The sequence below is a fragment of the Bradyrhizobium sp. WBOS07 genome (assembly GCF_024585165.1).
GTDB lineage: Bacteria > Pseudomonadota > Alphaproteobacteria > Rhizobiales > Xanthobacteraceae > Bradyrhizobium > Bradyrhizobium japonicum_B.
This window is the reverse complement of record NZ_CP029008.1, coordinates 5430785-5457487: the sequence shown is the minus strand read 5'-3', so window position 1 is coordinate 5457487 and position 26703 is coordinate 5430785. Positions and strand designations below refer to the sequence as shown.

Genomic DNA, 26703 nt, shown 5'->3' with positions numbered 1-26703 from the left:
CCAAACACATGCGAGCAAATCCATGGTCAGTCCCAAGCATGTCTGCGTGATCGGCGCCGGCGTCTCCGGCCTTGCCGCCGCCAAGGCGTTCTCTGCCCGCGGCCACCGCGTCGCCATCGTCGAGCGCAGCTCGGATCTCGGCGGCGTCTGGGAGCCGGCGCGCTCCTATCCTGACGTGCAGACGCAGAGCCCGAAGGAACTCTATCGCTACACCGACCGCGCCATGCCGGAAGGCTATCCGGAATGGCCGACAGGGCCGCAGGTCCATGCCTACCTCGCCGACTACGCCAGCAGCTTCGGCCTCGATCGCATGCTGCGCCTCGACACCGAGGTCGCCGGCATGGCGCGGCGTGCCGACGGCAGACCGGGCTGGACGCTCGCGCTGAAGAGCAAGGATGGCGCGACGACGAGCGAAGATTTCGACTTCGTCGCGGTCTGCACCGGACAATTCAACGAGCCGCGTGAGCTGCACTGCCCCGGCGAGGACGCGTTCCTCGCACAGGGCGGCCAGATCCTGCATTCCTCGAAATACGGAGATCCCTCGCTGGCGAAGGGCCGCCGCATCGTCGTGCTCGGCGGCTCGAAATCGGCGACCGACATCGCGGTCAACGCGGTGAAGTCGGGCGCCCGCGAGGTCACCATCGTGATGCGCGAGCCGGTCTGGCGTATCCCCTATTTCATCGGCGGGCTCGTGAACTTCAAGCGCATCCTCTACATCCGCGCGCAGGAGGAGATGTTTCCGGGCTGGGGCATGAGCGCGATGGGGCGGCTTGCGCATCGCATCGCCGCGCCGCTGGTCTGGGCCAACTGGCGCGGGCTGGAAAGCCTGTTGAAGGCGCAGCTCAAGCTCGGCCGCTGCAACATGGTGCCGAAGGAGCGGATCGAGGATGGCGTCAATTGCTCGGTGCCGATCGCAACACCTGGCTTCTATCCGATGGTCGCCGACGGCCGCATCAAGGCGGTGTTCGGCACCTTCGACCATTACGACGGCGACAGCATCGTGATGAGCGGCGGCGAGCGGGTGGGCGCCGACGTCGCGGTGCTCGCGATCGGCTACAAGCTCGGCGTGCCGTTCCTGCCCGAGGCCTACAGGCAGAAGCTGGTCGATGCCGACGGGCAGTACCGGCTCTACCGCCTGATCGCCAACCCCGACCTGCCCGAGCTCGGCTTCGTCGGCTTCAACTCCTCGTTCTGCACCGTGCTCTGCGCCGACCTCGCCGCCAACTGGCTGGTGCGCTATGCCGACGGCCAGCTCGCCAACCAGCCGACGGCGCAAGCGATGCGCGACAACATCGAGATGATGCTGCACTTCAAGCGCGTCGAGCGGCCGGCCGCCGGCGTCTATGGCGGCCTGTGCGTCGCGCCCTATCACTACCGCCATTTCGACGAGCTGATGGCCGACATCGGCACGAAGAACCAGAAGCGCGGCGGACTTGCCGGCCGCTTCCAGCCGCCGGACGCGGACGCCTATGCCAAATTCCTGGCGACGGCGCCGGATTATCGGGCTGCATAAGAAATCCGGCTGAGCGGGATTTGCGTCTCGCCAGCCCTCACCTCTGTTGCTTACGATCTCCCTGGCCAGCGAATCGACGGGAACCGGCCATGGGATTGAGACGTCTCGCAGTCTTTGCGGCTGTTGCCTTCTTCATCATGGGCCCTGCCCTCGCGCAGAAGGTCGCGCTCACGCCACAGCAATCGGAGGCGGTCGCCGCCTATGACCGGGCGCTCGGCGAGTTCAAATCGATCCTTGCCGAGCGGCGGCGCCAGATCGACGCCAAGGAGCCGCTGCCGAACCTGCCGGGACAGGCGCTGTATCTGGCGCGCGTCGCCGTGATCAGCACCTACAAGGATCTCACTGACGCCGTGCCGTCGCGGATCGGCCGGCCCAACAAGTTCGAGATTCCCCCGGCCTATTTCGATGCCGATATCGAGCCGCTGATCGACGAATATTCGAAATTGTTCGACACCATGGAGGCGCCGCCTGCGGGCGCGCAGAACTCGGCGACGCCATTCAAGGACGTCGTCGACCTCGCCGTTGCGATCGCGCGCGCCAAGGGGCTCGCGCCCGAGCACGCCGACGCCGCGGGACGCATCAGCCTCGGGCTGTTCTTTGCCGAGACCAACGGCAAGCAGAATGTCCGCAATGCGCGCTCAAACACCTACATGGGCAGCTTCCAGACCGGCCCCTCCGAAGACTGCAACGGCCGGCGGAAATGGGAGAAGATCAAGGGCGACGTCGCTGCGATCGACCCGGGCTTGAGCGCGCGCGACGACAGGGAGGAGGCCCGCGCTCGCGGCACCGACCACCGCTTCAACCACTGGACCAACGTGCGCAACGGCCTGATGAACGCGCACGCCGACCTGTTCCGGGAAATCCCGAGCATCGCGAAGACGCTGCCCGACCCGATCGACCAGATGAAGCTGTTTCAACTGATCCAGATCGTTCCCACCCCGACGCGGTCCGCGCTGAGATCGGGCGATCTCCTGAACTACCGGGTGTCCAGCCCCAGGATCATGAGGTACCTGCGCAACAACAGCATTTTCGCGTTCGGACAGGCCGACCGGGCGCGAACTTCGGCAAGTTATCGCGAGATCTTCGCCGCGATGTGGCTGTTCAACCGCAAGTTCGAGAAGGCGATGGCGAAGTATGCGGAGATCAAGGGGCGGTAGGTCGCGCGCGAGCGGTAGCGCTTCTTATTGGGGTGCGTGCGAACTCGAACCAGACGATCATTCTCGCGTGAAAAGGGCGACCGGGTCACCGGTCGCCCTTTTCTTCATCCTTCAAATCGCGGAATCAATGGTGACAATCCGCGGCCGTACCCGGGGGTCCTCAGTAGCGCGTCAAGCCCGGTCCGCCGAAGCGATAGTTGATGCGCGCAGTCACGATATCCACGTCCTGACCGATGCTGTTGGTCGTGGCAACACCTCCAGGCGCAGCCGCAAAGCTCAGCGTCCGACGATCGAGGAAAATGTGATCGTACTCCACGCCGACCGACCAATTGGGAGCGAAGCCGAACTCCACGCCTGCGCCGACGGTAGCTCCCCAACGCGTATCGCTGCTGCTGTTGATCAACGCACTGGTCGCCGTGAAAGTGTGGGTGTAGCGATTATCCACCACGGCCGCACCGCCCTTCGCATAGAGCAGCACGTTGTTCCAGGCCCACCCGACCTGGCCGGTGAAAAGACCGAAGGCGCGCACCTGAGAATTGATGGTGAGGTCACCCGGCACGAACACGAAGGCAGGCGATGACACCCGCGATCCGTTCAAGTCGGCCCAATCCCCTTGCGCCTCCAGTCCGAACACCCAGGACGCCGACTGCCAGCGATATCCGATCTGACCGCCAGCGACGGCACCGTCTGCGTTGTGACATCCCTGGCCCGCCGTAAAGGCTGCGCCTGCGAAGCTCACAAAGTCCCAGCAGTTGCGGGTGGTGCCCCATCCGCCGTTGCCGCCGATGTAGAAGCCGCTCCAATCGTAAACCGACGCCACAGCGGGCGGCGGCGCTTTGACGTACGGCCTTGCCGCCATATCAGCGGCCTGCGCATGGGTACTCAACGCCAGTGCCGCCACTGCGACACCGGCTAACATTGTTTTTTTCATCTGTAGTCCCCTTGGGCTGAAATGCCGTAACAACTAGACACCATTGAGCGGTGCTTCGCTGTAACCGTGAAAACACGGGTATGCTGGACGTTCAGCCAGGAGAGTTCCTCCCGCTTCCGAACGTTCAAGACGAAAAGCCCAAAGAAATCAATGAAAGCACGGCGCCGACGTGCGAACATTGCGGAACTCAACCTGATTAAAGCGGTGCTACCTGTCTTTCCGCACGGAAAAACGGTTCTTTCGCTTTTCGAACGCGAGGTACTTTTCAATCGTGGCCTGAAGTTCACCGGCCAATTCCAACCGCCGCTCAGGCGTGTTGAGGCCGCGCTGAAGTTCGAGCACCCGGCCGGCCATTTCCTGACAGATCTTCGCAAGCGTTTGGTTCATGGACAGCTTCCTCGGTGACACTAACGAGAGGAAGTCGGTCTTGGATCACATCCAATCCGAGCCCAGGAGAATTCGCGCCCGAGCGAAGCGATCCTGCGGATAGCAGTAAAAGGCAAGTCGACCGAGATCAAGCGTCTCACTCCGCCGGCCTATTTCGACGCCGAGATCGAACCGCCGAAAGGCGGTTGCAACTGCTACCGTAAATTGTAGTCTCTCGCGCTCACTAGCGGCACGGACCATGCACATCCTCATCCTCGGTGGCAGCCAGTTTCTCGGCCGGGCGATCGCAAGCCATGCTTGCGCTGCCGGTCACGAGGTGACCTGCGCCGCCCGCGGCGTTGCGGGGCCCATCGCGGCGGGCGCGCGCTTGATCCGGGTCGACCGCGATGTGGCCGACGGTCTCGCGCCGCTCGCGGGCGAGACCTTCGACGCAGTGGTTGATGTCGCGCGTCATCCCGGCCAGGTCCGCCGCGCGGTCGCGGCGCTGAAGCGGCCGGGCGTGCATTGGAGCTTCATCTCCACAATCAGCGTGTATGCGGACAACCGGATACCAGGACAACGCGCGGATACGGCGCCGCTGCGCGAGCCTGCGGCAGGGGATCCGGAGCACAGCACGGATGCCATTTACGGCGCCGCCAAGGTCGCCTGCGAACAGGCGATCGGCAACGATGCCTTCATCTGCCGCGCCGGCCTGATCGCCGGGCCGGAGGATCCGACGGGCCGCTTTGCCTATTGGTCCGCACGGCTTGCGCGCGGCGGCGAGGTGCTGGCGCCGGGATCGCCTGACGATGCCGTCCAGTTCATCGACGTGCGCGATCTCGCGCGATGGATCGTGCATGCCGCGGAAATTCACCTCACCGGCATCTATGACGGGATCGGGCCAATTCGCACGCGCGGCGAACTGCTGGCCGATTGCGGGGCGGCGCTGAACGCGTCCTGCACCTTCACTTGGATCGACCGTGCGTTTCTCGAGGCCCACGACGTGCGACGCTGGGCGGGCCCGCGATCATTGCCGCTGTGGCTGCCCCTGCCCGACTTCGCCGGCTTCATGACGCGCGACACCACGCCGGCCCGCGAGGCCGGCCTGATCTCGCGACCGCCGGGAGACACCGCACGCGATACGCTCCATTGGCTTCGCGACAGCGACGGCCCGGTTGTCGGGCTTACCGCCGATGAAGAACGCGCGGTGCTCTCAGCGTGGCACGCGCGCGAGGCAGCTGCGACCGGGACTTAGCCCAATCGTGGAAAACAGGCTGACGGACGCTACTCCGTCCTGATCGGCGAATCCTTCAGGCCGTTATCATCATAGGCCCTGCGCAGCGTGCCGTTGCTCGTCGCGTCCGTCATGAACGTCGTGACGAACGCCAGCGCCCGGTTGTGGCCGAGCGGCACGGCGACGGCGGTCACGGTCTTCTTGAACGTCTCGTCCAGCACGCGCGTGCCCGGAATCTTCTGCGCCATCTTGTTGAGCTGGTCGCGCGACAATGCGAAGGCGTCGATCTCGCCGCTCCTGAGCAGGCCGAAAATCTCGTCATAGGTCTGATAGCCCGTGACCTTGGCATGCTTCAGATGCGCGATCGCGCCGCGCATGGTCGTGGTGGCGTTGACGGCGGCGACCTTGGTGCCGGGTCGGTCCAGCGTGGCGAAATTGGTGACCGCCGAGCCGGGCTTGATGATGTAGGTGGCGTCCGCGACCTCGTAGACCGGGCCGAACAGCATCCTGGTCTCGCGCTCGGGATCTTTGGGCAGCCAGGTGACGTCCCACGTCCCTGTCGACGCAGCGTCGGTGATCTGCCCGGAATTCTGGTGCACGACATATTCGACGTGGACGCCGAGCTGCGCGGCCATCGCCTTGCCGAGATCGACCGGGACGCCGGCATAGCCGGCTTCGGTCCTGGTCGACCAGAACGCGCCGCCTGCGGGGCTGATGGCGATCGCCACCCGCAGCTTGCCGGTCGGCGCGATCTCGTCCTTCAAGCCGTCTGCTAGCGCGGGCATGTTCATGGTCTCCTCACTCTTTCTTCCCTCCGACCGCTCCGTTTGGCTCGCACGGCCTTTGATACAATTCCGGTCGATCACGCCGCCGATGAAGAGCGGTTTGTCGTGATAAACTTCTCAAAGGCCACATCGCTCGTTGCAGGGCAAGGCCGGTGACTGCCATGGCTATGGTGTTCCACGGCCAATCGTTTATTGCTAGCCTGCCGCACCGACAGACAGCAATCGGGGGCTACCGAATGACCGCGCCGAATCCCGCCACTCCCGCGCGCCGCAATGAAGCGTGGAGGCATATCGGGCGGGTCCTTTCCGCTGCGGCGTCCATGGCCGTGCTCGCCGGCTGCGAGGACAAGAACGCGTATGTCGCCCCGCCGCCGCCCAAGGTGGACGTCGCAACGCCCGTGCAGCGTCCGGTGACGCGCTACATCGAGGCCACCGGCAACACCGCGCCGATCAAGAGCGTCGATCTGGTGGCGCGGGTGCAGGGCTTCTTGCAATCGATCGACTACCAGGACGGCACTTTCGTGAAACAGGGTACCCAGCTGTTCACGATCGAGCCGGAAACCTACAAGCTCAAGCTCGAACAGGCGCAAGCGGCGGAGATCGGCGCGCAGGCTTCGGTGCGGCAGACCGACGCCGACTACAAGCGACAGGCCGAGCTGGTGCAGCGCCAGGCGGTCTCGCAAGCCACGCTCGACAACTCCACGTCCGCGCGCGACAACGCCCAGGCCAATCTGCAGCAGGCGCAGGTCAACACCAGGCTGGCCCAGGTCAACTACGGCTACACCAAGGTGACGGCGCCGTTCGACGGCATCGTCAGCGCCCACATGGTCTCGGTCGGTGAGCTCGTCGGCGTCTCCTCGCCGACCCAGCTCGCGACCATCGTCGCGATGGACCCGATCTATGTGAACTTCACCATCAACGAGCAGGACGTGCTGCGCATCCGCGCAGAAGCGGCCCGCCGGGGATATACCCCCGCCAACCTCAAGCAATTTCCGATCCAGATCGGCCTCCAGACCGAGAGCGGCTATCCCCACGAAGGTCATCTCGACTACGTCTCGCCGACCCTCAATCAATCCACCGGCACGCTGGCGGTGCGCGGCCTCATCGCCAACGACAAGCGCTTGCTGCTGCCCGGCTATTTCGTCCGCGTCCGCGTGCCATTCGAGCAGGAGAAGAGCTCTCTGCTCGTCCCCGACGCCGCGCTGGGCAGCGACCAGGGCGGCCGCTATCTGCTGGTGGTCAACGGCGACAATGTCGTCGAGCAGCGCAAGGTGCAGATCGGGCCGGTCGACAACGGACTGCGCGTGATCGAAAGCGGCCTGAAGCCGGACGATCGCGTGGTGATCGCGGGATTGCTGCGGGTGATCCCGGGCCAGAAGATCGATCCGCAGGTGACGAAGATCGAGCAGCCGCAGGCCTCGAGCAAGTAAGGGGCCAGCCATGATCTCAAAATTCTTCATCGAGCGGCCGGTCCTCTCGAACGTCATCGCGCTGTTGATGATCCTGATCGGCGGCGTCGCGCTGTTCAACCTCGCCGTCGCGCAATATCCCGACGTGGTGCCGCCGACCGTGCAGGTCACCACGCGCTATCCCGGCGCCAGCGCCAAGACCGTGATCGACACCGTGGCGCTGCCGATCGAGCAGCAGGTCAACGGTGTCGAGGACATGCTCTATATGCAGTCCTACAGCGGCTCCGACGGCACCTACACGCTGACGGTGACCTTCAAGATCGGCACCGACCTCAACTTCGCGCAGGTGCTGGTGCAGAACCGCGTCTCCAGCGCGCTGTCGCAATTGCCGCAAGCGGTGCAGAACCAGGGCGTCACCGTGCAGAAGCGGTCGACCTCGATCCTTCTGTTCGTGACGCTGACCTCGCCGGATTCGCGCTACGACAGCCTCTACTTGAGCAACTACGCCACCATCAACATCCGCGACGAGCTCTCCCGCCTGCCCGGCGTCGGCAACGTCACCGTGTTCGGCGCCGGCCAGTATTCGATGCGGGTCTGGCTCGATCCCAACAAGCTGCAGGTCCGTGGCCTCGTGCCGCAGGATGTCATCCAGGCGATCCAGCAGCAGAGCCAGCAGGTCGCCGCCGGCCAGGTCGGCGCGCCGCCGACACCGCCGGGACAGGCGTTCCAGTACACGCTCAACGTCAACGGACGACTCGACGACACCAGCCAGTTCGAGAACATCATCGTCAAATCAGGCTCAAGCGGCGACGTCACGCGCGTGCGCGATGTCGGCTGGGTCGAGTTGGGGGCGCAGACCTACAGCCAGATCTTCTCGCTCAACAAGCAGCCGGCCGTCGGCATCGGCGTGTTTCAGTCGCCCGGCGCCAACGCGCTGCAGGTCGAGAAGGCCGTCGAGAGGAAGATGGCCGAGCTCGCCAAACGGTTTCCGGAAGGCATCAAATACGACACGCCGTTCGACACCACCAAGTTCGTCGAGGCCTCGGTGCACGAGGTCTACATGACCCTGATCGAGGCCGGCCTGCTGGTGCTGGTCGTGATTCTGGTGTTCCTGCAGGACTGGCGCGCGATGCTGGTGCCGGCCACCACCGTGCCTGTCACCATCATCGGCGCCTTCGCCGCGATGGCGGCGCTCGGCTTCACCATCAACATGTCGACGCTGTTTGCGATCGTGCTGGCGATCGGCATCGTGGTCGACGACGCCATCGTCGTGGTCGAAGGCGCCGCGCACAACATCGAGCAGGGCATGAACGGCCACGACGCCGCGATCAAGGCGATGGACCAGCTGTTCGCGCCGATCGTCGGTATCACCCTGGTGCTGATCTCGGTGTTCCTGCCGGCCTCTTTCCTTGCCGGCCTCACCGGACGGATCTATTCGCAATTCGCGCTGGTGATCGCGGCGACCGCGCTGCTGTCCGCCATCAACGCGGCGACCTTGAAGCCGACGCAATGCGCGCTGTGGCTGCGGCCGGCGGTGCCGCCGGAGCGGCGCAATTTCTTCTACCGCGGCTTCAACGCGGTCTATGACCGGGTCGAGCGCGGCTATACCAGGCTGATCACCTTCCTCGTCAAGCACGCCACAATCTCGGTCGCGGTCGCGCTGCTGGTCATCGGCGCCAGCGGCTACGGTCTGTCGCGGGTGCCGACCGGCTTCCTGCCGATCGAAGACCAGGGCTATCTGATCGCCGCCGTCCAGCTACCCGACGGCGCCGCGCTGGAGCGGACGCAGAACGTGCTCGATCGCGCCAGCGAGATCATCAAGGATACGCCCGGCGTGGCGCAGGTCATCACCATCGCCGGCATCTCGGCGCTCGACAACAGCGCCAGCCTCGCCAATGCCGGGGTCGCCTACATCATCCTGAAGGATTGGGACGCCCGCAAAGGGCCCGGCGAGGATCTGCGCTCGCTGGTCTACGGCCTCAACGATAAGCTCGCGACCATCATGGAAGCCCGCACCATCGTGCTGCCGCCGCCCCCGATCCAGGGCATCGGCAACGCCGCCGGCTTCTCGATGCAGGTCGAGCTGCGCGACGGCAACAGCGACTTCGCCAAGCTTCAGGCGATCACCGCCGCGATGGTCAGCAACGGCCAGAGCCAAAGCGCACTGCAGCGCGTGCAGTCCTCGTTCCGCTCCTCGGTGCCGCAGTTCAATGTCGAGATCGACCGGGTCAAGACCCAGACGCTCCATGTCACCACCGATCAGGTGTTCGCGGCGCTGTCGACCTATCTCGGCTCGTCCTATGTCAACCAGTTCAACAAGTTCGGCCGCGTGTTCCAGGTCTACACCCAGGCTGATCCCGCCTTCCGCGTCACCGAGCGCGACATCGCCAACATGATGGTGCGCAACTCCAACGGCGACATGATCCCGATCGGCACCGTCGCCAAGATCACGCCGGCCACCGGCCCGTCGCTGATCAGCCTCTACAACCTCTATCCCTCCTCGACCGTGATCGGCCTGCCGGCACAGGGCTACTCCTCCGGCCAATCGCTGAAGCTGATGGAGGAGATCGCGGACAAGACGCTGCCGCCCGGCACCGGCTACGAATGGACCGCGATGTCGTATCAGGAGAAGGCGGTCAGCAACCAGATCTACTGGGTGTTTGGCCTTGCCATGCTGCTGGTTTATCTGGTGCTCGCCGGCCAGTACGAGAGCTGGTACGCGCCGATCTCGGTGATCCTCGCGGTGCCGCTGTCGCTGCTCGGGCCGATGCTGATCCTCAGCGCCCTGAAGATCGACAACAATCTCTATTGCCAGATCGGCCTGATCCTGCTGATCGCGCTGTCGGCCAAGAACGCGATCCTGATCGTCGAGGTCGGGCTCGAGCTGCACGGCCGCGACGGCAAGCCGGTGCTGGAAGCCGCGATCGAAGCGGCCCGCGCCCGCTTCCGTCCGATTCTGATGACGTCGTTCGCCTTCATCCTCGGCGTGGTGCCGCTGGTGCTCGCCACCGGCGCCGGCGCCAGCGCGCGCAAGTCGATCGGCATCACCGTGTTCTCGGGCATGCTGGCATCGACCTGTCTCGCCGTGCTGTTCGTGCCGGCCTTCTTCGTCGTGGTGCAGCGCTTCGAGAACTGGCGGGCGAGCAGGAAGACGCCGAAAGTGGTGGAAGCGAAGCCGTAGAGGTTGGTTAGATGAGCGGCGCCGCGAGCTCGGTGTAACCTCTCCCGCCTGCGGGAGAGGTCGGCGCATCCGGGCGATGCGAAGCATCGTCCCGCGCGCCGGATGAGGGTTTTCTCCTCTGGGGGAGTGTCCCGATGCGGAGACAGCCCTCTCCCCTGCCCTCGCCCGCAAGCGGGAGAGGGAGCGCACCGACCATCCGTTACGCCTTCTCCACCGGAGCGCGCCGGGCCTCGCCGCTCGACACCAGCAGCACGGAGACCTTCGACTGCCGCAGCACGGCATCGGCGACGCCGCCGAAGGAGAGGTGGTCGGTCTGGATGCGGTCGACGCCCATGACGACGAGATCGACGTCGGTGGTGTCGATCTCGCGCAGGATCGCGACTTCTGGCGCACGGTTCACCCGCAGCGTGGTGGTGAAGTCGACGTCGTAGCGTGCGGCGAGATCGCTGGCCTCCTTGAGGATGCCGGCCTCCTGGCCGAGGCCGCGGGAGGTGCCGCGCTGCGCGCCCTTGTCGCGCGTGGTCGCGACGTAGATCACCCGGAGCGAGCCCGATCCTCCTTGCGCCAGCGCGACCGCGACCTCGGCGCCGCGCTTGGAGATGGCGCTGCCCGAGACCGGAATGAGGATGTTGAGCCCGTCGGGATTCGGCTGCTTCAGGTGCTTGCCCTTGGCCGCGGCGATCGCGAGCGGTCCCTCGAACGTCGCGGCGATGTCCTCGATCTTGCGGTCGAAGCGATCCTTGGTCGCGGCGACCTTGTCTATGCCGACGACGAGCAGATCAAAGCCCTTGCGCGCCTCCTCGGTGATGGTCTCGCCGAGCTCGGCACGCCTTGCGCGGGTGACGACATCGATGCTGCCGGCCTCGTTCTCGCTGCTGGCGGATACGGCCGCCTTCTTCACCACGGCTTCGTGGCTCTTCTCCTCCTCGCGGCCCTTCTCCTGCTCCTTGGCGCTTCGGCCGATATGCAGCACGGTGATCGGCAGGCCGCGCATGCCGGCGATCAGGCCCGCGAGGTGGGCGGCAAAGGTGGCGTTGATGCTTTCGTCCACCGCCAGCAGGGGCCGCTCGAGATTGGCGAGGAAGCCGCGCTTCTCGAACTCCTCCCGCTCCAGCCGTTCCTTCTCCTCCTTGTTCATCGGCAGCCTCGCCAGCGCTGCGCGCAGCATCGGGGGCATCGCCATCGTGGTCACGATCGCCATGGTCACGATCATCGTGAACAGGTTCTGGCTGAGCACGCCGATCGACAGGCCGATGGTGGCGATGATCACCTCGGTCGAGCCGCGCGCGTTCATGCCGCTCGCCAGCGCCAGCGATTCCCGCTTGCTGAGGCCGCCCAATGCGCCGCCGACAAAGGCGCCGCCGAACTTGCCGACGCTGGCGATCAGGACCAGGAGGCCGGTGAGCATCAGCAGACCGGGATCGCGCAGCACCGAGAGATCGGCGGCGAGGCCGGCGAGGCCGAAGAACACCGGCATGAAGAAGCTGGAGATCAGGCCGCGCAGGCGCTCGTCGATCTGCCGCGTCAGGATCGGGGATTCCCCGACCAGGATGCCGGCGACGAAGGCACCCAGCACGGTGTGGACGCCGATGGCATGCGTGATCATCGCCATCACGCACATCAGCAGCAGGATCACCGAGATGACCGCCGCGGCGCTGACGAGGTTGTCGTTGGCCCAGCGGATCAGCTGAAACACCAGGCGGCGGCCGATCGTGAAGCTGACCGCGAGGAACAGCAGCGTCCCCAGCACCGCCTTCGCCACCGAGGCGATGTCCAGCGTGCCGTGCGAAGCCAGGCTGAAGATGACGGCGATGATGATCCAGCCGATGGTGTCGTCGATGACGGCAGTCGCGACGATGATCTGGCCGACATTGCGGCGCATGAAGTTCATCTCGCGCACGACCACGGCGACGATCTTGACCGAGGAGATCGACAGCGCCGTGCCCATGAACAGCGAGGCCACCAGGCGCTGTTCCGGATTGGGCAGCAGCGCATCGGGCAGGAACTCGCCGAGCGCGAAGCCGCAGGCAAAGGGCACGACGATGCCGGCGATCGAGATCGCGACCGCCGCCCTTCCGACCTTCCGGACCAGCTTGAGGTCGGTCTCCATGCCGGTGAGCAGCAAAAGCAGCAGGATGCCCACTTGCGCGATGCCGTCGAGCATCGCCTTCTGCTCGGGCGACTTGGGGAAGAGCGCGGCTTGCGCCTCCGGCCAGATCCAGCCGAACAGCGACGGCCCGAGAATGATGCCGGCGAGCAGTTCGCCGATCACCGAGGGCTGGCCGATCCGCTGCATGATCTCGCCGAGGCCGCGGCCGACCGCGATCAGCAGCACGATCTGCGCCACCAGCAGGAATTCGGACGGGCCGGCCGCTTTGCCCGCTTCAGCGCCGGCCGCAATGGTGGTGAGGACGAGCGCCGCCGGGACAAGGCCGGCCGATCGGAGCAGGCGCGAGAGCATGCAGATGATTTCCCCCTTCACCCCCGGCGTCGGGGCCATGGAGATAGAACCCGCAGCAGGTGGAGCCGGTTCCAGAGGCGTGAGGCGGCCGGCGAGGGCAAAATGTTCGAAAACAACCCCATGCACAGTAGGGATGGGGTTGAAAAGGCTCGGGAAAATTTCGGCCTTGCCGAAGCGGTTTGCGCCGTCGGGCAAAACAGAGGCAGAGTTACATGATCGGCGGCGTGAGTGACGGGCTGCTCCGTTCCCTGTCATTCCGGGGCGTCGCGCAGCGACGAGCCCGGAATCCATTTCTCCGCAGTCGGTGCCGCCCGATGGATTCCGGGTTCGCGCTAACGCGCGCCCCGGAATGACGATGTGGAGACAGTTGCCCGCCTCACAAAGACCTCACACCGCCTGCGGGGTCCGGATCTCGCGCGGCAGGATGATGGCGGCTGCGATCGCGAGCAGGCAGAGGCCGGCGAAGGCGTGCAGCATGGTGACGAAGCCGCCCTGCTCGTAGAGCCAGGCGACGAGGCCGACCGAGGCGCCGGCCGCGGTGAAGCCGATGAAGTAACGCACGGCATAGGCGCGCGAGCGCCATTCCTCGCTGGTGTATTTGCCGACCATGGCGTCGTTGACCGTGACCTGCCCGAACGCCCCCATGACGATGCCGATCGAGACCAGGATCAGCGGCAGGTTCTCCAGGCTCGCGGCCAGATACAGGAACGGCGCCAGCATGAAGGACAGCGGCAATGCCACCGTCTTCAGCGAATAGCGGTCGAGCAGCCGGCCGATCGTGTACTGCGTCATGGCGCCGAACACGTAGACGCAGGCGGCGATGGCCCCGAGCAGCGCCGGGCTCTTGGTCAAGTCCGCGAGGCGCTCGGCGAACAATTTTGGCAGCGCCACGGTGACGGCGTTGAACGTCGTGGAGATCGCGATCACCACGATCAGCAGCGACAGGATCACGCGCCACATGTCCTGCCTGGCGACGCGGGCCTGCGCCGCCGCCTGTTTCGAGCCCTTGCGGTCCTCGTGCACGACCATGATCGCAAAGGCGATGCCGATCAGGATCGTGACCGTGCCGGGAATGATGAAAGCGAAGCGCCAGCCGAGATATTGGCCGATCACGCCGGTGACGAGCGCCGAGGACGCCACGCCGAGATTGCCCCAGACGCCGTTGATGCCCATCTCGCGGCCGAGCCGATCGGCATAGGACACGATCATGGCGGTGCCGACGGGATGATAGATCGAGGCAAAGATGCCGATCGCCAGCAGCGCGGCGCCGAGCTGCGCCGGGGTCTGCACGAAGCCGACTGCGACCATGGACGCCCCGATGCCGACGAAGAAGATCAGCATCATGTGGCGGCGGCTCCAGCGGTCGCCGAGCCAGCCGGTGAGCAGCGAGCCCGCGCCGAACGCCACAAAGCCAGGTGTCGCGTAGGGCAAAAGTTCCGAATAGGCCATGCCGAGCGCCGGGCCCATGATGATGACGGCGGCGGCGAAGATCAGCATCGAATAATGGTCGATGAAATGGCCTGCGTTGACGAAACTGATGACCCGACTGGGGCTGTTCATTCCCGAATCCTCTCCTGCTCCGAAATGAGTTATATGTCCTCCCCATGACGGGATGCCGCCAATGACTGTCTTTGAAACGCCAATTTTGGAAACGCCAGTCCTGCGGGAGGTCCGCAGCAATCATCGGTCCCCCGCGGGCGTGCACCTGGTCGCGCGCGACTATCCCAGGGGCATGCGGATCGATCCGCATTTGCACCGCGAGGCGCAGCTGATCTATGCGGCCAGGGGCACCATGCAGGTGACGACGCCCGGGGGGCGCTGGCTGGTGCCGCCGGACCGGGCGGTGTGGGTCCCGGCCGGGCTCGAGCACGCCATCGACCTGCTCGCCGACATCGAGATGCGCACGCTGTATTTCGACCTCGCCTGGCTGAAGCGCGAGGAGCGCTACGACGGCCTTACCAGGGAATTCGTGGTGCGGGTGTCGCCGCTGCTCAACCAGGCCATCCTGGCGCTGTTCGACGCGCGCAATACCGAGGAACGTACCGAGCTGCTGGTGCGCCTGGTGATGCTGGAATTGCACCAGGCCGAGGATTCCACGACGTTCGTGCCGCTGCCGCGCGAAGTGCGCTGCCGGCGCGCCGCGCTGATCGTGCTCGACGATCCCACCGCCCTGCACGACATCGACACGCTGGCGCGGGCGGTCGGAACCTCGGCGCGGACGCTGTCGCGGCTGTTCTCGACGGAGACGCAGCTCAGCTTCAAGAGCTGGTGCCAGCGCGCGCGGATCGCCGCGGCAATCCAGCGGCTGTCGACCGATGCCAGCGTGTCGGTGAAGCAGCTCGCGACCCAGCTCGGCTATGCCAGCGTGCCGGCATTCTCGGCCGCGTTCCGGCAGGTGACGGGACGGACGCCGACGGAGTTTGCGGGGAAGGCGTGAGGTGGCCACACAACGAGACTCGTAGGGTGGGCAAAGGCGCCCTTGCGCCGTGCCCACCACCTCCCTCGGCAATAGCGAAAGACGTGGGCACGCTTCGCTTTGCCCACCCTACGGCAGCGTCTCGAGTGACATTGTCCGCATTCACTTCATGCCGGCATTCTCCAAACGCACGGCCCGACTAAAGTTGCCGCATTCCTCCGCTTGATTGTGATCGGCTTCCACCCAAATCCCGTGTAAGCTTCCGCAACGCAAAAACCTGATACGAAAGCCCCTATGGCCAATGCCTTCTTCTCCGACCTGCTCGCCACCATCTCCGAGCGCGGCCGCACGCTGCTTCGTCGCGGCGAATCCGCCGACACCGGACGGGATGCCGACGGGTTGCTCGAGCTGTGCGATGCGCTGCTGTCGGGCCGGGGCGAAGCGTCGGGTATCGCCATCGCGCGCGAGGTGCTCGACATCTACCGCGAGCTCGATGCGGCGGGACGGCGCGCCTTCTTCGAAGGCCTGGTGCGCGATTTCGGCCCGGACCGGGAGCGCCTGTCCAGGGCGATCGAGACATGGCGCGCCGCGCCGAGCGACGAAGACGCGAGCTCGCTGCATTTCGCCTCGGAGCCGCGGCGGCAGGAGCTGATCCGAAGGCTCAACCGCGCGCCCGGCGGCACCGGCGACCTCGTCGCCATGCGCGCCGATCTGCTCGACATGATGAACGGGCACACCGATCTCGCCGCGCTCGACCGCGACGTCTCGCATCTTCTTTCTTCGTGGTTCAACAGGGGGTTTCTCGTGCTGCGCAGGATCGACTGGTCGACGCCGGCCAACATCCTCGAAAAGATCATCCGTTACGAAGCCGTGCACGAGATCTCGGACTGGGACGATCTGCGCCGGCGCATCGATCCGGTCGACCGCCGCTGCTACGCCTTCTTCCACCCCGCGATGGTGGACGAGCCCCTGATCTTCGTCGAGGTGGCGCTGACCGAGACGATGCCGGGCGCGATCGCGCCGCTGCTTGCGGTCGACCGCCAGCATCTGCCGATCGAGCGCGCGCGCACCGCCGTGTTCTATTCGATCTCCAATACCCAGCGCGGCCTCGGCGGCATCTCCTTCGGCAGCTTCCTGATCAAGCAGGTGGTGGAGGAGCTGCGGCGCGAGACGCCGAAGCTCGACACCTTCGTGACGCTGTCGCCGGTGCCCGGCTTCATGGCATGGGTGAAGCAGGACAAGGACCTGCCGCTGTCGGACGAGGACCGCGAGGTGCTGAAGCGCCTCGGCGATCCCAAATGGTTCGAGAACCCCGAGACGACGTCGCTGCTCCGCGCCGTGATCGAGCCGCTGGCCGCGCATTATTTCCTCAAGGCGCGCACGCCGAAGGGCAAGCTGATCGATTCCGTCGCCCGCTTCCATCTCGGCAACGGCGCCCGGCTCGAACGCATCAACTGGCTGGGCGACCTCTCACCGAAGGGGCTGCGCGAATCCGCCGGCGTGATGGTCAACTACCTCTACCGCCTCGACGACATCGAGAAGAACCACGAAGCCTACGCCAATGACGGCGAGGTGGTGGCGTCGAGCGCGGTGAAGAAGCTGCTGAAGAGCGAAGGGCGAAGGCTGCTGGACATGCGGTTGTCGTAGGGCCGCATACCCGCTGTCATCGTCCGCGAAGGCGGACGATCCAGTATTCCAGAGACCTAAATCGAAGAGCTCGCTTGCGCCACATCCGCCGCGGCGTACTGGATGCCCCGCCTTCGCGGGGCATGACAGCTGAGGGCTTGGCGGGGTTGTGGCATCACATCCGGTCGTCGTCCCGGACAAGCATAGCGCAGATCCGGGACCCATAGCCACAGGGAGATGTGGTTACGGGGACTCGGAGTGACCAGCTCGCGGCATAACTCCTCCCTGGGGTTATGGGTCCCCGCGTTCGCGGGGACGACACTGAGTGATTGGTGCGAGCTTCATTCCCAAGCGCCGCAGCGCCGCCCCCTACTCCGCCAGCGCCTTCATCTCCTTGTAGAGATCGGATTTGCCTTCGAAGCCGATGCCCGGCAAATCCGGCATGGTGATGTGGCCGTTCTCGACGCGGACGCCGTCCGGGAAGCCGCCATAGGGCTGGAACAGGTCGGGATAGCTCTCGTTGCCGCCGAGGCCCAAGCCTGCGGCGATGTTGAGCGACATCTGGTGGCCGCCGTGGGGGATGCAGCGGCTGGGCGACCAACCGTGGGTGTTCAGGACTTCCAGCGTGCGCTGGTATTCGCACAGGCCATAGGACAGCGCGCAGTCGAATTGCAACCAGTCGCGGTCCGGACGCATGCCGCCGTAGCGGATCAGGTTGCGGGCGTCCTGGTGGCTGAAGAGATTCTCGCCCGTCGCCATCGGGCCGGGATAGAATTCGGCCAGCGCGGCCTGCAGCGCATAGTCGAGGGGATCGCCTGCTTCCTCGTACCAGAACAGCGGATAGTCGCGCAGCATCTTGGCGTAGGCGATGCCGGTCTCCAGGTTGAAGCGGCCGTTGGCGTCGACGGCGAGCTGCGCGTCCTTGCCGATCTCTTCCAGCACGGCCTCGATGCGCTTGCGGTCCTCGCCGATATCGGCACCGCCGATCTTCATCTTCACGACGTTGTAGCCGCGATCGAGATAGCCGCGCATCTCGCCGCGCAGCATCGATAGGCCCTTGCCCGGATAGTAATAGCCGCCGGCGGCGTAGACGAAGACGCGCGGATTGGCAGTGAGGCCGTGGCGTTCGGCGAGCAGGCGGAACAGCGGCTTGCCCGCGATCTTCGCCACCGCGTCCCACACCGCCATGTCGATGGTGCCGACCGCGACCGAGCGCTCGCCATGGCCGCCCGGCTTCTCGTTGGTCATCATCGCGGCCCAGACCCTGTCGGGGTCGAGATTGCCGCCGGCTTCATCGAGCAACGATCTGGGATCGGCCTCCAGGATGCGCGGCGCAAAGCGCTCGCGGATCAGGCCGCCCTGGCCGTAGCGGCCATTGGAGTTGAAGCCGTAGCCGACGACGCGCTTGCCGTCGCGCACCACATCGGTGACGACGGCAACGAGGCTCGTCGTCATCTTGGTGAAGTCGATATAGGCGTTGCGGATCGGGGACGAGATCGGCTTGGTGATCTCGCGGACGTCGACGATGCGGACGGACATGGGATGGCCTTTCACTTTCGTCATTGCGAGGAGCGAAGCGACGAAGCAATCCAGACTGCCTCAACGGCGAGATCCTGGATTGCTTCGCTTCGCTCGCAATGACGTGGAGAGAGCGCGGCGCGCGCTCCGAAACTACTTCTTATCCCTGAAATACGGCTCCACCGGCCCGTGCACCTTGATGGTCAGCGGGTTGCCGTGGCGGTCCTTGGCGTTGCCGGCGGTGACGCGGACCCAGCCTTCGCTGATGCAGTACTCCTCGACATTGGTCTTCTCGATGCCCTTGAAGCGGATGCCGACGTCGCGCGACAGGATGTCCGCGTTGTAATAGGGGCTGTTCGGATCGACCGACAGGCGGTCCGGAAATTCGTCGCTCATGATTGTCTCGCTCACAACAGTGTTTCGATTTGGCTGCGCAATGCTTCGGGCCGGGCGGTCGGCGCGTAGCGCGCGACCACGCGGCCGTCACGGTCCACCAGGAATTTGGTGAAATTCCATTTGATGGATGCCCCCAACAGGCCCGATTGCTGACGTTTCAGGTACGCATACAGAGGGTGCGCATTTGCGCCGTTGACGTCGACCTTCTCGAACAGCGGGAAGGTGACGGCGTAATTGGCCAAGCAGAACGCCTGGATCTCGCTCGCCTGGCCCGGCTCCTGCGCACCGAACTGGTTGCAGGGAAAGCCGAGCACGGAGAAGCCGCGCGGCGAGAGATCGCGGTGCAGATCCTCCAGGCCGCGATATTGCGGCGTGAAGCCGCATTTGCTCGCGGTGTTGACGATCAGCAGCACCTGTCCCGCGAAACGCCTCATGGGCACCTCCTCGCCGGCAAGGGAGTTGGCCTTGAAGTCGTAGATGGCGGACATCGCTAGCCCACGGGGTCGATCGGCGACGGCGGCACGCCGCCGGCCTCGATCGCTTCGCCGGCGAGCAGACAGAGATCCTCGCGATAGCGGCCGGACACGACGTGCACGCCGACCGGCGCCTTGCCGACCAGGCCCGTGGAGACCACGAGGCCCGGCAAGCCCATGAAGGGGATGGCGATCTGCGGCAGCTGCGCTTCCCAGACCCGCTTAAAGGATTCGTCGTCCTTGCGGTCGAGGTGATCCGGGAACGGCAGCTCGCCCGAGACCGGCGTCAGCAGCACGGCATACTTTTCGAAGAACAGCATCCACTCGCGCGTCAGGGTGGCGCGGCGCGTCAGCGCCTTGGCGTAATTGGCTTGGTCCATCGGCGTCACCCTGGCGCGGTTGCCGCGCAGGCACGCCAGCGCGCCGGGGTCGCCCTCGCGCTCGGCCATCTCGAGCTGCGCCTCGTAGCCGTCGCCGAGCCAGAGCTTGATCTGCCACTCCACCGCCTCGCGCATCGGCGGCGTATCCTCGATCACGTCGACGGTCCAACCGGCGCGCTCCAGCCGCTTGCCGGCATCGCTCACCGCCGCCTTCACCTCCGCCGTGGTGGCAAGGCCGCCGGGATTGAGGCAAAGCGCGGCGCGCTTGTCCCGCGCGGGGCCTTGCAGCGGCACCGGCACGAACCAGGGATCGCGGATGTCGCGGGCAGCCATGGCTTCGAGCGAAATCCTGAGGTCGTTGACGGTGCGCGCCAGCGGACCCGACACCGCCATGATCTGCGGCCCGATCGGGCGCTCCGGCAGCGCGGGGTTGAAGGCGGGGATGCGGCCGAGGGTCGGACGCAGGCCGTGCACGCCGCAGGCATAGGCGGGATAGCGGATCGAGCCCGCAATGTCGGTGCCGTGGGCGATGTGGCCGATGCCGGCCGCGACCGCGGAACCGGCGCCGCCGGAGGAGCCGCCCGGCGTCAGCGATGCATCGCGCGGGTTCTTGGTGTCGCCATGAATCAGATTGGTGGTGAACCAGCGATAGGAGAAGGCCGGGCAATTGGTGCGGCCGAGCAGAATGGCGCCGGCCTTGCGGAAATTGGCGACGACGGGATTGTCCTCGCGCGCGATCACATCGCGCTGCAGCTTCAGGCCGTTGGTGGTGGCAAAGCCTTCCTGATCGACATTGGCCTTGATGGTGACGGGCACGCCGGCGAGCACGCCGACGTCCTCGCCTCGCGCGATGGCGGCATCGACGGCGTCGGCCTGCTTGAGCACGTCGTCCGGCCGGTGGTCGATCACCGCGTTGAGCTGGGGATTGACGGCGTCGAGCCGGGCAAGACCGGCCGTGGCCGCCTCCCTGGCGGAGACTTTCCTGGATTTGACGAGGGTGGCGAGGTCGGCGGCCGACAGGCGCCAGAGATCTTGCATGGCTTGCTCCGTGTATCCGGCGTCTTTTAGCGCCGGGAACGCAGCAAAGCCATGCGGATTTCGCAGGGGTAGAGGGCGGCGAGGCTTGGATTGCTGCATCCGTCGTCATTGCGAGCGAAGCGAAGCAATCCAGAATCCCTCCGCGGAGGCAGTCTGGATTGCTTCGTCGCAGGGGCTCCTCGCAATGACGGGGAGAGAGAGGGGCTAATGCCGCGTCGCGGACGGATCCGGCAGGTCCAGCAGCGCCTCGGTGAAGGGAAACTCCAGCACGACCTCGCCGTCGGTGTCGGTCACCTCGATCACCGCCTCGAGCAGGGCCCGCTGGGTGCCTTCCGACTTCACCACCTCCAGGATCATCTGGCGGGCGACCTCCCAGGCGCGGTCGGGGTTGCGCAGATCCTCGCCGTCAGGATCCACGATCAATTCGTCGCCGATACGGGTGTTGAAGAAATATCTGGGCATGCCTGATCCAATGGGGTCGCCTGCAGATGATTGGAAGCCGTTCTTACTCACAACTCGTTTATCCCGACAGGGATCACGACCTATCGGCGGTTTTTGCGAATGTCCATTGCGGATCTTTACGGCGGCAATGCGCTCGCTTTGCAGTGCAGCAATTCGGCAGGCCTACTACCTAGGTCCGGGAAAATTTCACTAGCGAACTTCTCCGCCCGCATTAACTTAGCCAGTGGGCGGATACGTCCGAATTCGCAGAAATGGAGAGCCAAAATGGCATGGAAAGCCCCGAAGATCGTCGAAGTGCCCTGTGGCATGGAAATCAACATGTATGTGAGCGCCACCCGCAAGTAAGCCGGTTGGCGAACTCGCGTTCTGCGGCGGTGGATCTTGTGTCGGCGCTTGCGTCGGCCTGAGATCCACCGCGCGTGTTCCCTTCCAGGAGACGGATCATGCTTCGCGTCGTCGTCCTGGGCGCCGCAGCCGGCGGCGGAGTTCCCCAGTGGAATTGCGGCTGCGAAGGCTGCCGGGCGGCTCGCAAAGGCGGGCCTGAGCTGCACCGGACGCAGGCCTCGGTCGCCTTCAGCGGCGACGGCGAGAACTGGTTCCTGATCAACGCCTCCCCCGACCTGCGCCAGCAATTGAATGCCACGCCGCAACTGCACCCCAAGGCCGGAGCGCTACGCCACAGCCCGATTGCGGGCGTGATCCTGACCAACAGCGAAGTGGATGCGGTGGCGGGCCTGCTCTCGATGCGCGAGAGCTCGCCGTTCACCATCTATGCGCATGACAAAGTGCTGGCGATCCTCGCCAGCAACAGCATCTTCAACGTGCTGAACGAGAAGCACGTGCGGCGCCAGCCGATTTCCATCCGCGAGCCGTTCGAGCCGCGCCTCACGGACGGCGCACGTTCCGGACTGGAAGTGCTGCCCTTCGCGGTCTCGGGCAAGTCGGCCTGGTACCTGGAAGGCAAGGCGCATCCCGGCGGGAGCAGCGGCGACGGCGATACGCTGGGCCTGAAAATCACCGACAAGGCGACCGGGAAATATTTCTACTTCATCGCAGCCTGTGCCGACGTGACCGACGCGCTCAAGGCCGAGATCGACGGCGCCTCACTGGTGTTCTTCGACGGCACGGTCTGGCGGGACGACGAGATGATCAGGGCCGGCCTCGGCCACAAGACCGGCAAGAGCATGGGACATGTCGCCATGTCCGGCGACGACGGCGCGATCGCGCGCCTGGCCGATCTCGATATCGACAGGAAGATATTTCTGCATATCAATAACTCGAACCCGGCGCTGCTGCCTGCCTCGCCCGAGCGCAAGCAAGCTGAAGCGGCGGGCTGGCAGATACCGGCGGATGGAACGGAGATCGTGCTGTGACTACGGCATCAATGACTGGAATGACTGCGCTCTCGATCGGCAGGGATATCAGGCTCAACTCGGCCGAGGAGCTCGAGGCGACGTTGCGCCACATCGGCGCGACCCGCTATCACAGCCTGCATCCGTTCCATAAGCTGCTGCACGGCGGCAAGCTGAACAAGGGCCAGGTGCAGGCCTGGGCGCTCAACCGCTATTATTACCAGAGCACGATCCCGATCAAGGACGCGGTGGTGATCTCGCGCTTCCGCGACCGCGCCACCCGCCTGGAATGGCGCCACCGCATCGAGGACCATGATGGCGATGTCGGCGCCGAAGGCGGCATCGAGCGCTGGATCAAGCTGACCGAGGGTCTCGGCCTCGACACCGCCTACGTGGAATCCACCGAAGGCATCTTGCCGGCGACGCGCTTCGCGGTCGAGGCCTACGTGCATTATTGCCGCGAGAAGAGCCCGCTGGAGGCGATCGCCTCCTCGCTGACCGAGCTGTTCGCGCCGAGCATCCACGAAGAGCGCATCGCCGGCATGCTGCAGCACTACGATTTCGTCAATCCCGACACCATGAGCTACTTCAAGCGCCGCCTGACGCAGGCGCCGCGCGATGCCAATTTCGCGCTCGACTACGTCAAGAGGCACGCCACGACGCCGGAGCAGCGCGCACAGGTGTGCAACGCGCTGATCTTCAAGACCAACGTGCTGTGGGTGCAGCTGGACGCGCTCCAGCACGCCTATGTCGAGGGCCACATTCCGCCGGGCGCGTTCGTGCCCAAAGCGGGCTGAGACGAAGATTGATGGCCGGGCCGCGTCACATCAGCGTCAGCGAGGCAAGCCGCCCCGTGCTGCCGCGGCATGCCAAGCTGAAATATGACGAGACCCGAAAGGTCTGGGTGATCCTGGCCCCGGAACGCGTGCTGGCGCCGGACGAGATCGCGGTCGAGGTGCTGCAGCTCTGCGACGGCAAGCGCAGCGTCGGCGACGTCTCCGACCAGCTGGCGGCGAAATACGCAGCTCCCCGCGAGGCGATCCTGGCCGACGTCATCGTCATGCTGCAGGATCTCGCCGACAAGGGCTTTCTCACCGAGATCAGGGAGAAGACGTCATGAGCGACGTGACCATCCCATCCAGCGACAGCCTGGCGGTGCTGGAGAAGCAGCGCTCGACGGCGGAGACCTTCGGCATCCCGCTCGCGGTGCTGCTCGAGATCACGCATCGCTGCCCGCTGCAATGTCCCTATTGCTCCAATCCGGTCGAGCTGGACCGCTCGGGCAAGGAGCTGACCACCGAGGAATGGAAGAAGGTCTTGAGCGAGCTCGCCGAGATCGGCGTGCTCCAGGTGCACTTCTCCGGCGGCGAGCCGACCGCGCGGAAGGATCTCGTCGAGCTGGTGAAGCACGCCAGCGAGGTCGGGCTCTACACCAATCTGATCACCTCGGCCGTGCTGCTGACGCGCGAGCGTCTGAGCGAGCTTGCCGATGCCGGGCTCTGCCATGTGCAGATCTCCTTCCAGGGCATCGAGGAAGGCCTCGCCGACCGCGTCGCCGGCTACAAGGGCGGCCATCGCAAGAAGCTCGAGGTCGCAAAATGGACGCGCGAGCTCGATTTGCCGCTCACCGTCAACGCGGTGATGCACCGGCAGAATTTGCACCAGCTGCCTGACATCATCCAGATGTCGCTCGATCTCGACGCCGACCGGCTGGAGGTCGCCAATGTGCAATATTACGGCTGGGCGCTGAAGAACCGCGCCGCCTTGATGCCGACCGTGGCGCAGCTGGACGAATGCACTGAAATCGTCGAGGCGGCGCGCGAGCGGCTGAAGGGTCGGCTGACGATCGACTATGTCGTTCCCGATTACTACGCGCTGCGGCCGAAGAAATGCATGGGCGGTTGGGGCCGGCAGTTCTTCAACATCTCGCCCGCCGGCAAGGTGCTGCCCTGCCACGCCGCCGAGAGCATCACCGGGCTCGAGTTCGAGTCGGTGCGCTCCAATCATTCGATCGCCTGGATCTGGCAGAATTCCGAGGCCTTCAACCGCTATCGCGGCACCGGCTGGATGAAGGAGCCGTGCAAGTCCTGCGAGTTCCGCGAGATCGATTTCGGCGGCTGCCGCTGCCAGGCCTTTGCGCTGACCGGGGACGCCGCCAACACCGATCCCGCCTGCGCGCTGTCGCCCCTGCACGAGACCATCTTCAAGCAGGCGGAAGCCGAGGCCGAGGGCGAGACCAGCCGCTTCCTCTATCGCAACTTCGCCGGCGGCACCCTGGAATCCGAGAATGGGACCTGACGCCGACGCAGGCACGGCGGCGCGACGCGCCGATCCCTTTGCGCCGCTGACTTCCGAAATGCTCGACGTCGGCGACGGCCATGAGCTCTACGTCGAGAGCGTCGGCCGCGCCGACGGAATCCCAGCGATCTACCTGCACGGCGGACCCGGCAGCGGCTGCCAGCCGGACCATCGCCGGCTGTTCGACCCTGATCGTTTCTGCGCCGTGCTGTTCGACCAGCGCGGCTGCGGCCGCAGCAGGCCGAAGGGATCGCGCGCGCACAACACCACGGCGCACCTGATCGCGGACATGGAGAGGATCCGCGAGAAATTCGGCATCGCGCGCTGGATGGTCGTCGGCGGCTCCTGGGGCGCCACGCTGGCGCTGGCTTATGCAGAGGCGCATCCCGAGCGCGTCTCCGGCATTGCCCTGCGCGCGACGTTCCTCGGCACGCGGGCCGAGGTCGAGACGGCCTTCACCTTGCGCCTGTCCCAGTTTTATCCTGCGCTCTACGAGGATTTCCTGAGCGTTCTGCCGCCTGACGAGCGCGAGCAACCGGTGGACGCCTATTGGCGCCGCATCCTCGATGCCGATCCGGCCGTGCACGGCCCTGCGGCGCGGGCCTGGCACGACACCGAGCGCGCGCTGTCCGAGCACAAGGCAGCCAAAACGCGGCTCGACCTCGCCTCGCTGAACGTCTGGCGCACGCTGCCGGCAACGCCGTTCATGGAGGCGCATTATTTCGTCAACAATTCCTTCATGAGCGAAGACCAGCTGTTGCGGAACGCGCATCGGCTCACCGGCATTCCCGGCATGATCGTGCAGGGCCGCTACGATCTGCTCTGTCCGCCGCAGACCTCACAGGCCCTTGCGAAAGTATGGCCCGGTTCCGAGCTTCGCATCGTGGAAGAAGCCGGACATTCGCTCTATGATGGCGGCGTGAGGGATGCGGTCATGAAGTCGATCGCGGACCTCGCATCGAAGATCGGGCGATGAGAGGACAAGAAGAATGCCGCTCGCCGGAAAGGGCATGCTGCTGACGTCGATGAACATCGACGCTGCGGACGAGGCCGATTTCAACCGCTGGTACGATCGCGAGCATCTGGAAGAGCGCGTCGCGATCGAGGGTTTCCTGGAAGCGCGGCGCTATGTCGCGCATGCCGCCAACCGCAAATATCTCTCGCTGTACTCGACCGAAACGGTCGGCGTGCTCGACAGCCCCGCCTACCGGGCGCGGCTCGCCGACCAGACCGAATGGTCGCGGCGGTCCATGGCGCACTTCAAGGACATGCTGCGCGTGGTCGCCCGCATCACGATCAGCAAGGGTACCGGCCGCGGCGCGTCGCTCGGCCTGGTGCGGCTGCGACCGACGCCGGACAATGCCGCGGCATGGCGTGATGCGCTGCAAGATAAACTGACGCCGGACAAGCGCGACGGCATCATCTCGATGCATCTGCTCGAAAGCGAGCCCGAACTGTCGGGTGCAAAAGCAGGAATTCCGGCGACAAATAACGAGGGCGCGCGCGACTGGTTCGTGCTGATCGACGGCACGCAAATCGGCGCGGTCTCCGCCGTGATCGCCGAGCGCTTTACCGGCCCGGCGGCGGCGCCCTTCCCGCTTCCCGTTTCGGTCGGCACCTACTGCCTGATGTGGGATCTCGCGAAGAGCGACATTACGCGCGGCTGACGCGCTCGCACGCACCGCAACATGTTGCATCGCACGCATG

24 protein-coding genes are annotated in these 26703 nt (G+C 65.4%); 14 read left to right on the top strand and 10 right to left on the bottom strand.

Annotated elements, in window-relative coordinates; translation table 11 throughout:
* The first annotated feature begins 22 nt into the window (after positions 1-22).
* Together DCM79_RS25950 and DCM79_RS25945 are read left to right on the top strand one after the other, a co-directional pair.
* Positions 23-1513, top strand: a complete 1491-nt coding sequence (locus tag DCM79_RS25950) for an NAD(P)/FAD-dependent oxidoreductase (RefSeq protein ID WP_257176954.1) — start codon at positions 23-25, stop codon at positions 1511-1513.
* A gap of 89 nt (positions 1514-1602) precedes the next feature.
* Positions 1603-2670 (top strand): hypothetical protein, encoded by a 1068-nt coding sequence (locus tag DCM79_RS25945; RefSeq protein ID WP_257176953.1) that lies wholly within the window; start codon positions 1603-1605, stop codon positions 2668-2670.
* 160 nt (positions 2671-2830) lie between these two features.
* On the opposite strand, the gene DCM79_RS25940 is transcribed toward DCM79_RS25945, so the two are convergent.
* Positions 2831-3601: an outer membrane protein gene (locus DCM79_RS25940; RefSeq protein WP_257176952.1), complete on the bottom strand. Its 771-nt coding sequence runs from the start codon at positions 3599-3601 to the stop codon at positions 2831-2833.
* A 207-nt stretch (positions 3602-3808) separates the two neighbouring features.
* Positions 3809-3988, bottom strand: a complete 180-nt coding sequence (locus tag DCM79_RS25935) for a hypothetical protein (RefSeq protein ID WP_257176951.1) — start codon at positions 3986-3988, stop codon at positions 3809-3811.
* 238 nt (positions 3989-4226) lie between these two features.
* Between DCM79_RS25935 and DCM79_RS25930 the strand changes: the two genes are divergently transcribed.
* Positions 4227-5222, top strand: a complete 996-nt coding sequence (locus DCM79_RS25930) for an NAD-dependent epimerase/dehydratase family protein (RefSeq protein WP_257176950.1) — start codon at positions 4227-4229, stop codon at positions 5220-5222.
* 29 nt (positions 5223-5251) lie between these two features.
* Here DCM79_RS25930 and DCM79_RS25925 read toward each other — a convergent pair whose 3' ends face one another.
* Entirely contained in the window at positions 5252-5992 is a 741-nt protein-coding gene (locus DCM79_RS25925; RefSeq protein WP_373568115.1) for a transporter substrate-binding domain-containing protein, read from the bottom strand.
* Positions 5993-6222: 230 nt separating this feature from the next.
* Here DCM79_RS25925 and DCM79_RS25920 point away from each other — a divergent pair, with 230 nt between their 5' ends.
* Together DCM79_RS25920 and DCM79_RS25915 are read left to right on the top strand one after the other, a co-directional pair.
* Positions 6223-7416 carry an efflux RND transporter periplasmic adaptor subunit gene (locus DCM79_RS25920; protein WP_257176948.1) on the top strand — a complete coding sequence of 398 codons (1194 nt, stop codon included), beginning with the start codon at positions 6223-6225 and terminating at the stop codon, positions 7414-7416.
* A gap of 10 nt (positions 7417-7426) precedes the next feature.
* On the top strand, positions 7427-10576 hold the full coding sequence (locus tag DCM79_RS25915; protein WP_257176947.1) for an efflux RND transporter permease subunit: 3150 nt from the start codon (positions 7427-7429) through the stop codon (positions 10574-10576).
* A gap of 199 nt (positions 10577-10775) precedes the next feature.
* On the opposite strand, the gene DCM79_RS25910 is transcribed toward DCM79_RS25915, so the two are convergent.
* Positions 10776-13037: a cation:proton antiporter gene (locus DCM79_RS25910; protein ID WP_257176946.1), complete on the bottom strand. Its 2262-nt coding sequence runs from the start codon at positions 13035-13037 to the stop codon at positions 10776-10778.
* 387 nt (positions 13038-13424) lie between these two features.
* A complete protein-coding gene (locus tag DCM79_RS25905; protein WP_257176945.1) occupies positions 13425-14597 on the bottom strand; it encodes an MFS transporter in 1173 nt (390 codons plus the stop codon).
* Positions 14598-14649: 52 nt separating this feature from the next.
* On the opposite strand from DCM79_RS25905, the gene DCM79_RS25900 reads away from it, so the two are divergent.
* Together DCM79_RS25900 and DCM79_RS25895 are read left to right on the top strand one after the other, a co-directional pair.
* The gene (locus DCM79_RS25900) at positions 14650-15474 is read left to right on the top strand and encodes a helix-turn-helix transcriptional regulator (RefSeq protein ID WP_257176944.1); all 825 of its coding nucleotides are present in this window, start codon (positions 14650-14652) and stop codon (positions 15472-15474) included.
* A gap of 273 nt (positions 15475-15747) precedes the next feature.
* On the top strand, positions 15748-17100 hold the full coding sequence (locus DCM79_RS25895; protein ID WP_257176943.1) for a malonyl-CoA decarboxylase: 1353 nt from the start codon (positions 15748-15750) through the stop codon (positions 17098-17100).
* 348 nt (positions 17101-17448) lie between these two features.
* On the opposite strand, the gene tarD is transcribed toward DCM79_RS25895, so the two are convergent.
* The 5 genes from tarD to DCM79_RS25870 all read right to left on the bottom strand — a co-directional run bounded on the left by tarD (position 17449) and on the right by DCM79_RS25870 (position 21346).
* A complete protein-coding gene (gene tarD / locus DCM79_RS25890) occupies positions 17449-18618 on the bottom strand; it encodes a D(-)-tartrate dehydratase (protein ID WP_257176942.1) in 1170 nt (389 codons plus the stop codon).
* A gap of 132 nt (positions 18619-18750) precedes the next feature.
* Entirely contained in the window at positions 18751-18993 is a 243-nt protein-coding gene (locus tag DCM79_RS25885) for a DUF3297 family protein (RefSeq protein WP_008559805.1), read from the bottom strand.
* Positions 18994-19004: 11 nt separating this feature from the next.
* Positions 19005-19481 carry a glutathione peroxidase gene (locus tag DCM79_RS25880; protein ID WP_257176941.1) on the bottom strand — a complete coding sequence of 159 codons (477 nt, stop codon included), beginning with the start codon at positions 19479-19481 and terminating at the stop codon, positions 19005-19007.
* Positions 19482-19483: 2 nt separating this feature from the next.
* On the bottom strand, positions 19484-20884 hold the full coding sequence (locus DCM79_RS25875) for an amidase family protein (RefSeq protein ID WP_257176940.1): 1401 nt from the start codon (positions 20882-20884) through the stop codon (positions 19484-19486).
* Positions 20885-21088: 204 nt separating this feature from the next.
* Positions 21089-21346: a hypothetical protein gene (locus DCM79_RS25870; protein WP_257176939.1), complete on the bottom strand. Its 258-nt coding sequence runs from the start codon at positions 21344-21346 to the stop codon at positions 21089-21091.
* A gap of 264 nt (positions 21347-21610) precedes the next feature.
* Here DCM79_RS25870 and pqqA point away from each other — a divergent pair, with 264 nt between their 5' ends.
* The 7 genes from pqqA (at position 21611) to DCM79_RS25835 (ending at position 26663) form a co-directional block, all read left to right on the top strand.
* A complete protein-coding gene (pqqA, locus tag DCM79_RS25865) occupies positions 21611-21691 on the top strand; it encodes a pyrroloquinoline quinone precursor peptide PqqA (protein WP_007595659.1) in 81 nt (26 codons plus the stop codon).
* A gap of 98 nt (positions 21692-21789) precedes the next feature.
* Positions 21790-22719 (top strand): pyrroloquinoline quinone biosynthesis protein PqqB, encoded by a 930-nt coding sequence (pqqB, locus tag DCM79_RS25860; protein WP_257176938.1) that lies wholly within the window; start codon positions 21790-21792, stop codon positions 22717-22719.
* Positions 22720-22739: 20 nt separating this feature from the next.
* The gene (gene pqqC, locus DCM79_RS25855) at positions 22740-23495 is read left to right on the top strand and encodes a pyrroloquinoline-quinone synthase PqqC (protein WP_373568114.1); all 756 of its coding nucleotides are present in this window, start codon (positions 22740-22742) and stop codon (positions 23493-23495) included.
* 11 nt (positions 23496-23506) lie between these two features.
* Positions 23507-23818, top strand: coding sequence for a pyrroloquinoline quinone biosynthesis peptide chaperone PqqD (gene pqqD, locus DCM79_RS25850; protein ID WP_135162725.1), 312 nt, complete (start codon positions 23507-23509; stop codon positions 23816-23818).
* Positions 23815-24996, top strand: a complete 1182-nt coding sequence (pqqE, locus tag DCM79_RS25845) for a pyrroloquinoline quinone biosynthesis protein PqqE (protein WP_257176936.1) — start codon at positions 23815-23817, stop codon at positions 24994-24996. Before pqqD ends, pqqE begins: the two co-directional genes overlap by 4 nt.
* Positions 24986-25972: a prolyl aminopeptidase gene (gene pip / locus DCM79_RS25840; protein WP_257176935.1), complete on the top strand. Its 987-nt coding sequence runs from the start codon at positions 24986-24988 to the stop codon at positions 25970-25972. The genes pqqE and pip overlap by 11 nt, the downstream gene beginning before the upstream one ends.
* A gap of 13 nt (positions 25973-25985) precedes the next feature.
* Entirely contained in the window at positions 25986-26663 is a 678-nt protein-coding gene (locus DCM79_RS25835; RefSeq protein WP_257176934.1) for a DUF4286 family protein, read from the top strand.
* Positions 26664-26703 lie beyond the last annotated feature (40 nt).

Bases quoted from the DNA above. Each gene is read 5' to 3' on its own strand.
- DCM79_RS25950 (WP_257176954.1), top strand. From the start codon at position 23: ATGGTCAGTCCCAAGCATGTCTGCGTGATCGGCGCCGGCGTCTCCGGC.
- DCM79_RS25945 (WP_257176953.1), top strand. From the start codon at position 1,603: ATGGGATTGAGACGTCTCGCAGTCTTTGCGGCTGTTGCCTTCTTCATC.
- DCM79_RS25940 (WP_257176952.1), bottom strand. From the start codon at position 3,601: ATGAAAAAAACAATGTTAGCCGGTGTCGCAGTGGCGGCACTGGCGTTG.
- DCM79_RS25935 (WP_257176951.1), bottom strand. From the start codon at position 3,988: ATGAACCAAACGCTTGCGAAGATCTGTCAGGAAATGGCCGGCCGGGTG.
- DCM79_RS25930 (WP_257176950.1), top strand. From the start codon at position 4,227: ATGCACATCCTCATCCTCGGTGGCAGCCAGTTTCTCGGCCGGGCGATC.
- DCM79_RS25925 (WP_373568115.1), bottom strand. From the start codon at position 5,992: ATGAACATGCCCGCGCTAGCAGACGGCTTGAAGGACGAGATCGCGCCG.
- DCM79_RS25920 (WP_257176948.1), top strand. From the start codon at position 6,223: ATGACCGCGCCGAATCCCGCCACTCCCGCGCGCCGCAATGAAGCGTGG.
- DCM79_RS25915 (WP_257176947.1), top strand. From the start codon at position 7,427: ATGATCTCAAAATTCTTCATCGAGCGGCCGGTCCTCTCGAACGTCATC.
- DCM79_RS25910 (WP_257176946.1), bottom strand. From the start codon at position 13,037: ATGCTCTCGCGCCTGCTCCGATCGGCCGGCCTTGTCCCGGCGGCGCTC.
- DCM79_RS25905 (WP_257176945.1), bottom strand. From the start codon at position 14,597: ATGAACAGCCCCAGTCGGGTCATCAGTTTCGTCAACGCAGGCCATTTC.
- DCM79_RS25900 (WP_257176944.1), top strand. From the start codon at position 14,650: ATGCCGCCAATGACTGTCTTTGAAACGCCAATTTTGGAAACGCCAGTC.
- DCM79_RS25895 (WP_257176943.1), top strand. From the start codon at position 15,748: ATGGCCAATGCCTTCTTCTCCGACCTGCTCGCCACCATCTCCGAGCGC.
- tarD (WP_257176942.1), bottom strand. From the start codon at position 18,618: ATGTCCGTCCGCATCGTCGACGTCCGCGAGATCACCAAGCCGATCTCG.
- DCM79_RS25885 (WP_008559805.1), bottom strand. From the start codon at position 18,993: ATGAGCGACGAATTTCCGGACCGCCTGTCGGTCGATCCGAACAGCCCC.
- DCM79_RS25880 (WP_257176941.1), bottom strand. From the start codon at position 19,481: ATGTCCGCCATCTACGACTTCAAGGCCAACTCCCTTGCCGGCGAGGAG.
- DCM79_RS25875 (WP_257176940.1), bottom strand. From the start codon at position 20,884: ATGCAAGATCTCTGGCGCCTGTCGGCCGCCGACCTCGCCACCCTCGTC.
- DCM79_RS25870 (WP_257176939.1), bottom strand. From the start codon at position 21,346: ATGCCCAGATATTTCTTCAACACCCGTATCGGCGACGAATTGATCGTG.
- pqqA (WP_007595659.1), top strand. From the start codon at position 21,611: ATGGCATGGAAAGCCCCGAAGATCGTCGAAGTGCCCTGTGGCATGGAA.
- pqqB (WP_257176938.1), top strand. From the start codon at position 21,790: ATGCTTCGCGTCGTCGTCCTGGGCGCCGCAGCCGGCGGCGGAGTTCCC.
- pqqC (WP_373568114.1), top strand. From the start codon at position 22,740: ATGACTGCGCTCTCGATCGGCAGGGATATCAGGCTCAACTCGGCCGAG.
- pqqD (WP_135162725.1), top strand. From the start codon at position 23,507: ATGGCCGGGCCGCGTCACATCAGCGTCAGCGAGGCAAGCCGCCCCGTG.
- pqqE (WP_257176936.1), top strand. From the start codon at position 23,815: ATGAGCGACGTGACCATCCCATCCAGCGACAGCCTGGCGGTGCTGGAG.
- pip (WP_257176935.1), top strand. From the start codon at position 24,986: ATGGGACCTGACGCCGACGCAGGCACGGCGGCGCGACGCGCCGATCCC.
- DCM79_RS25835 (WP_257176934.1), top strand. From the start codon at position 25,986: ATGCCGCTCGCCGGAAAGGGCATGCTGCTGACGTCGATGAACATCGAC.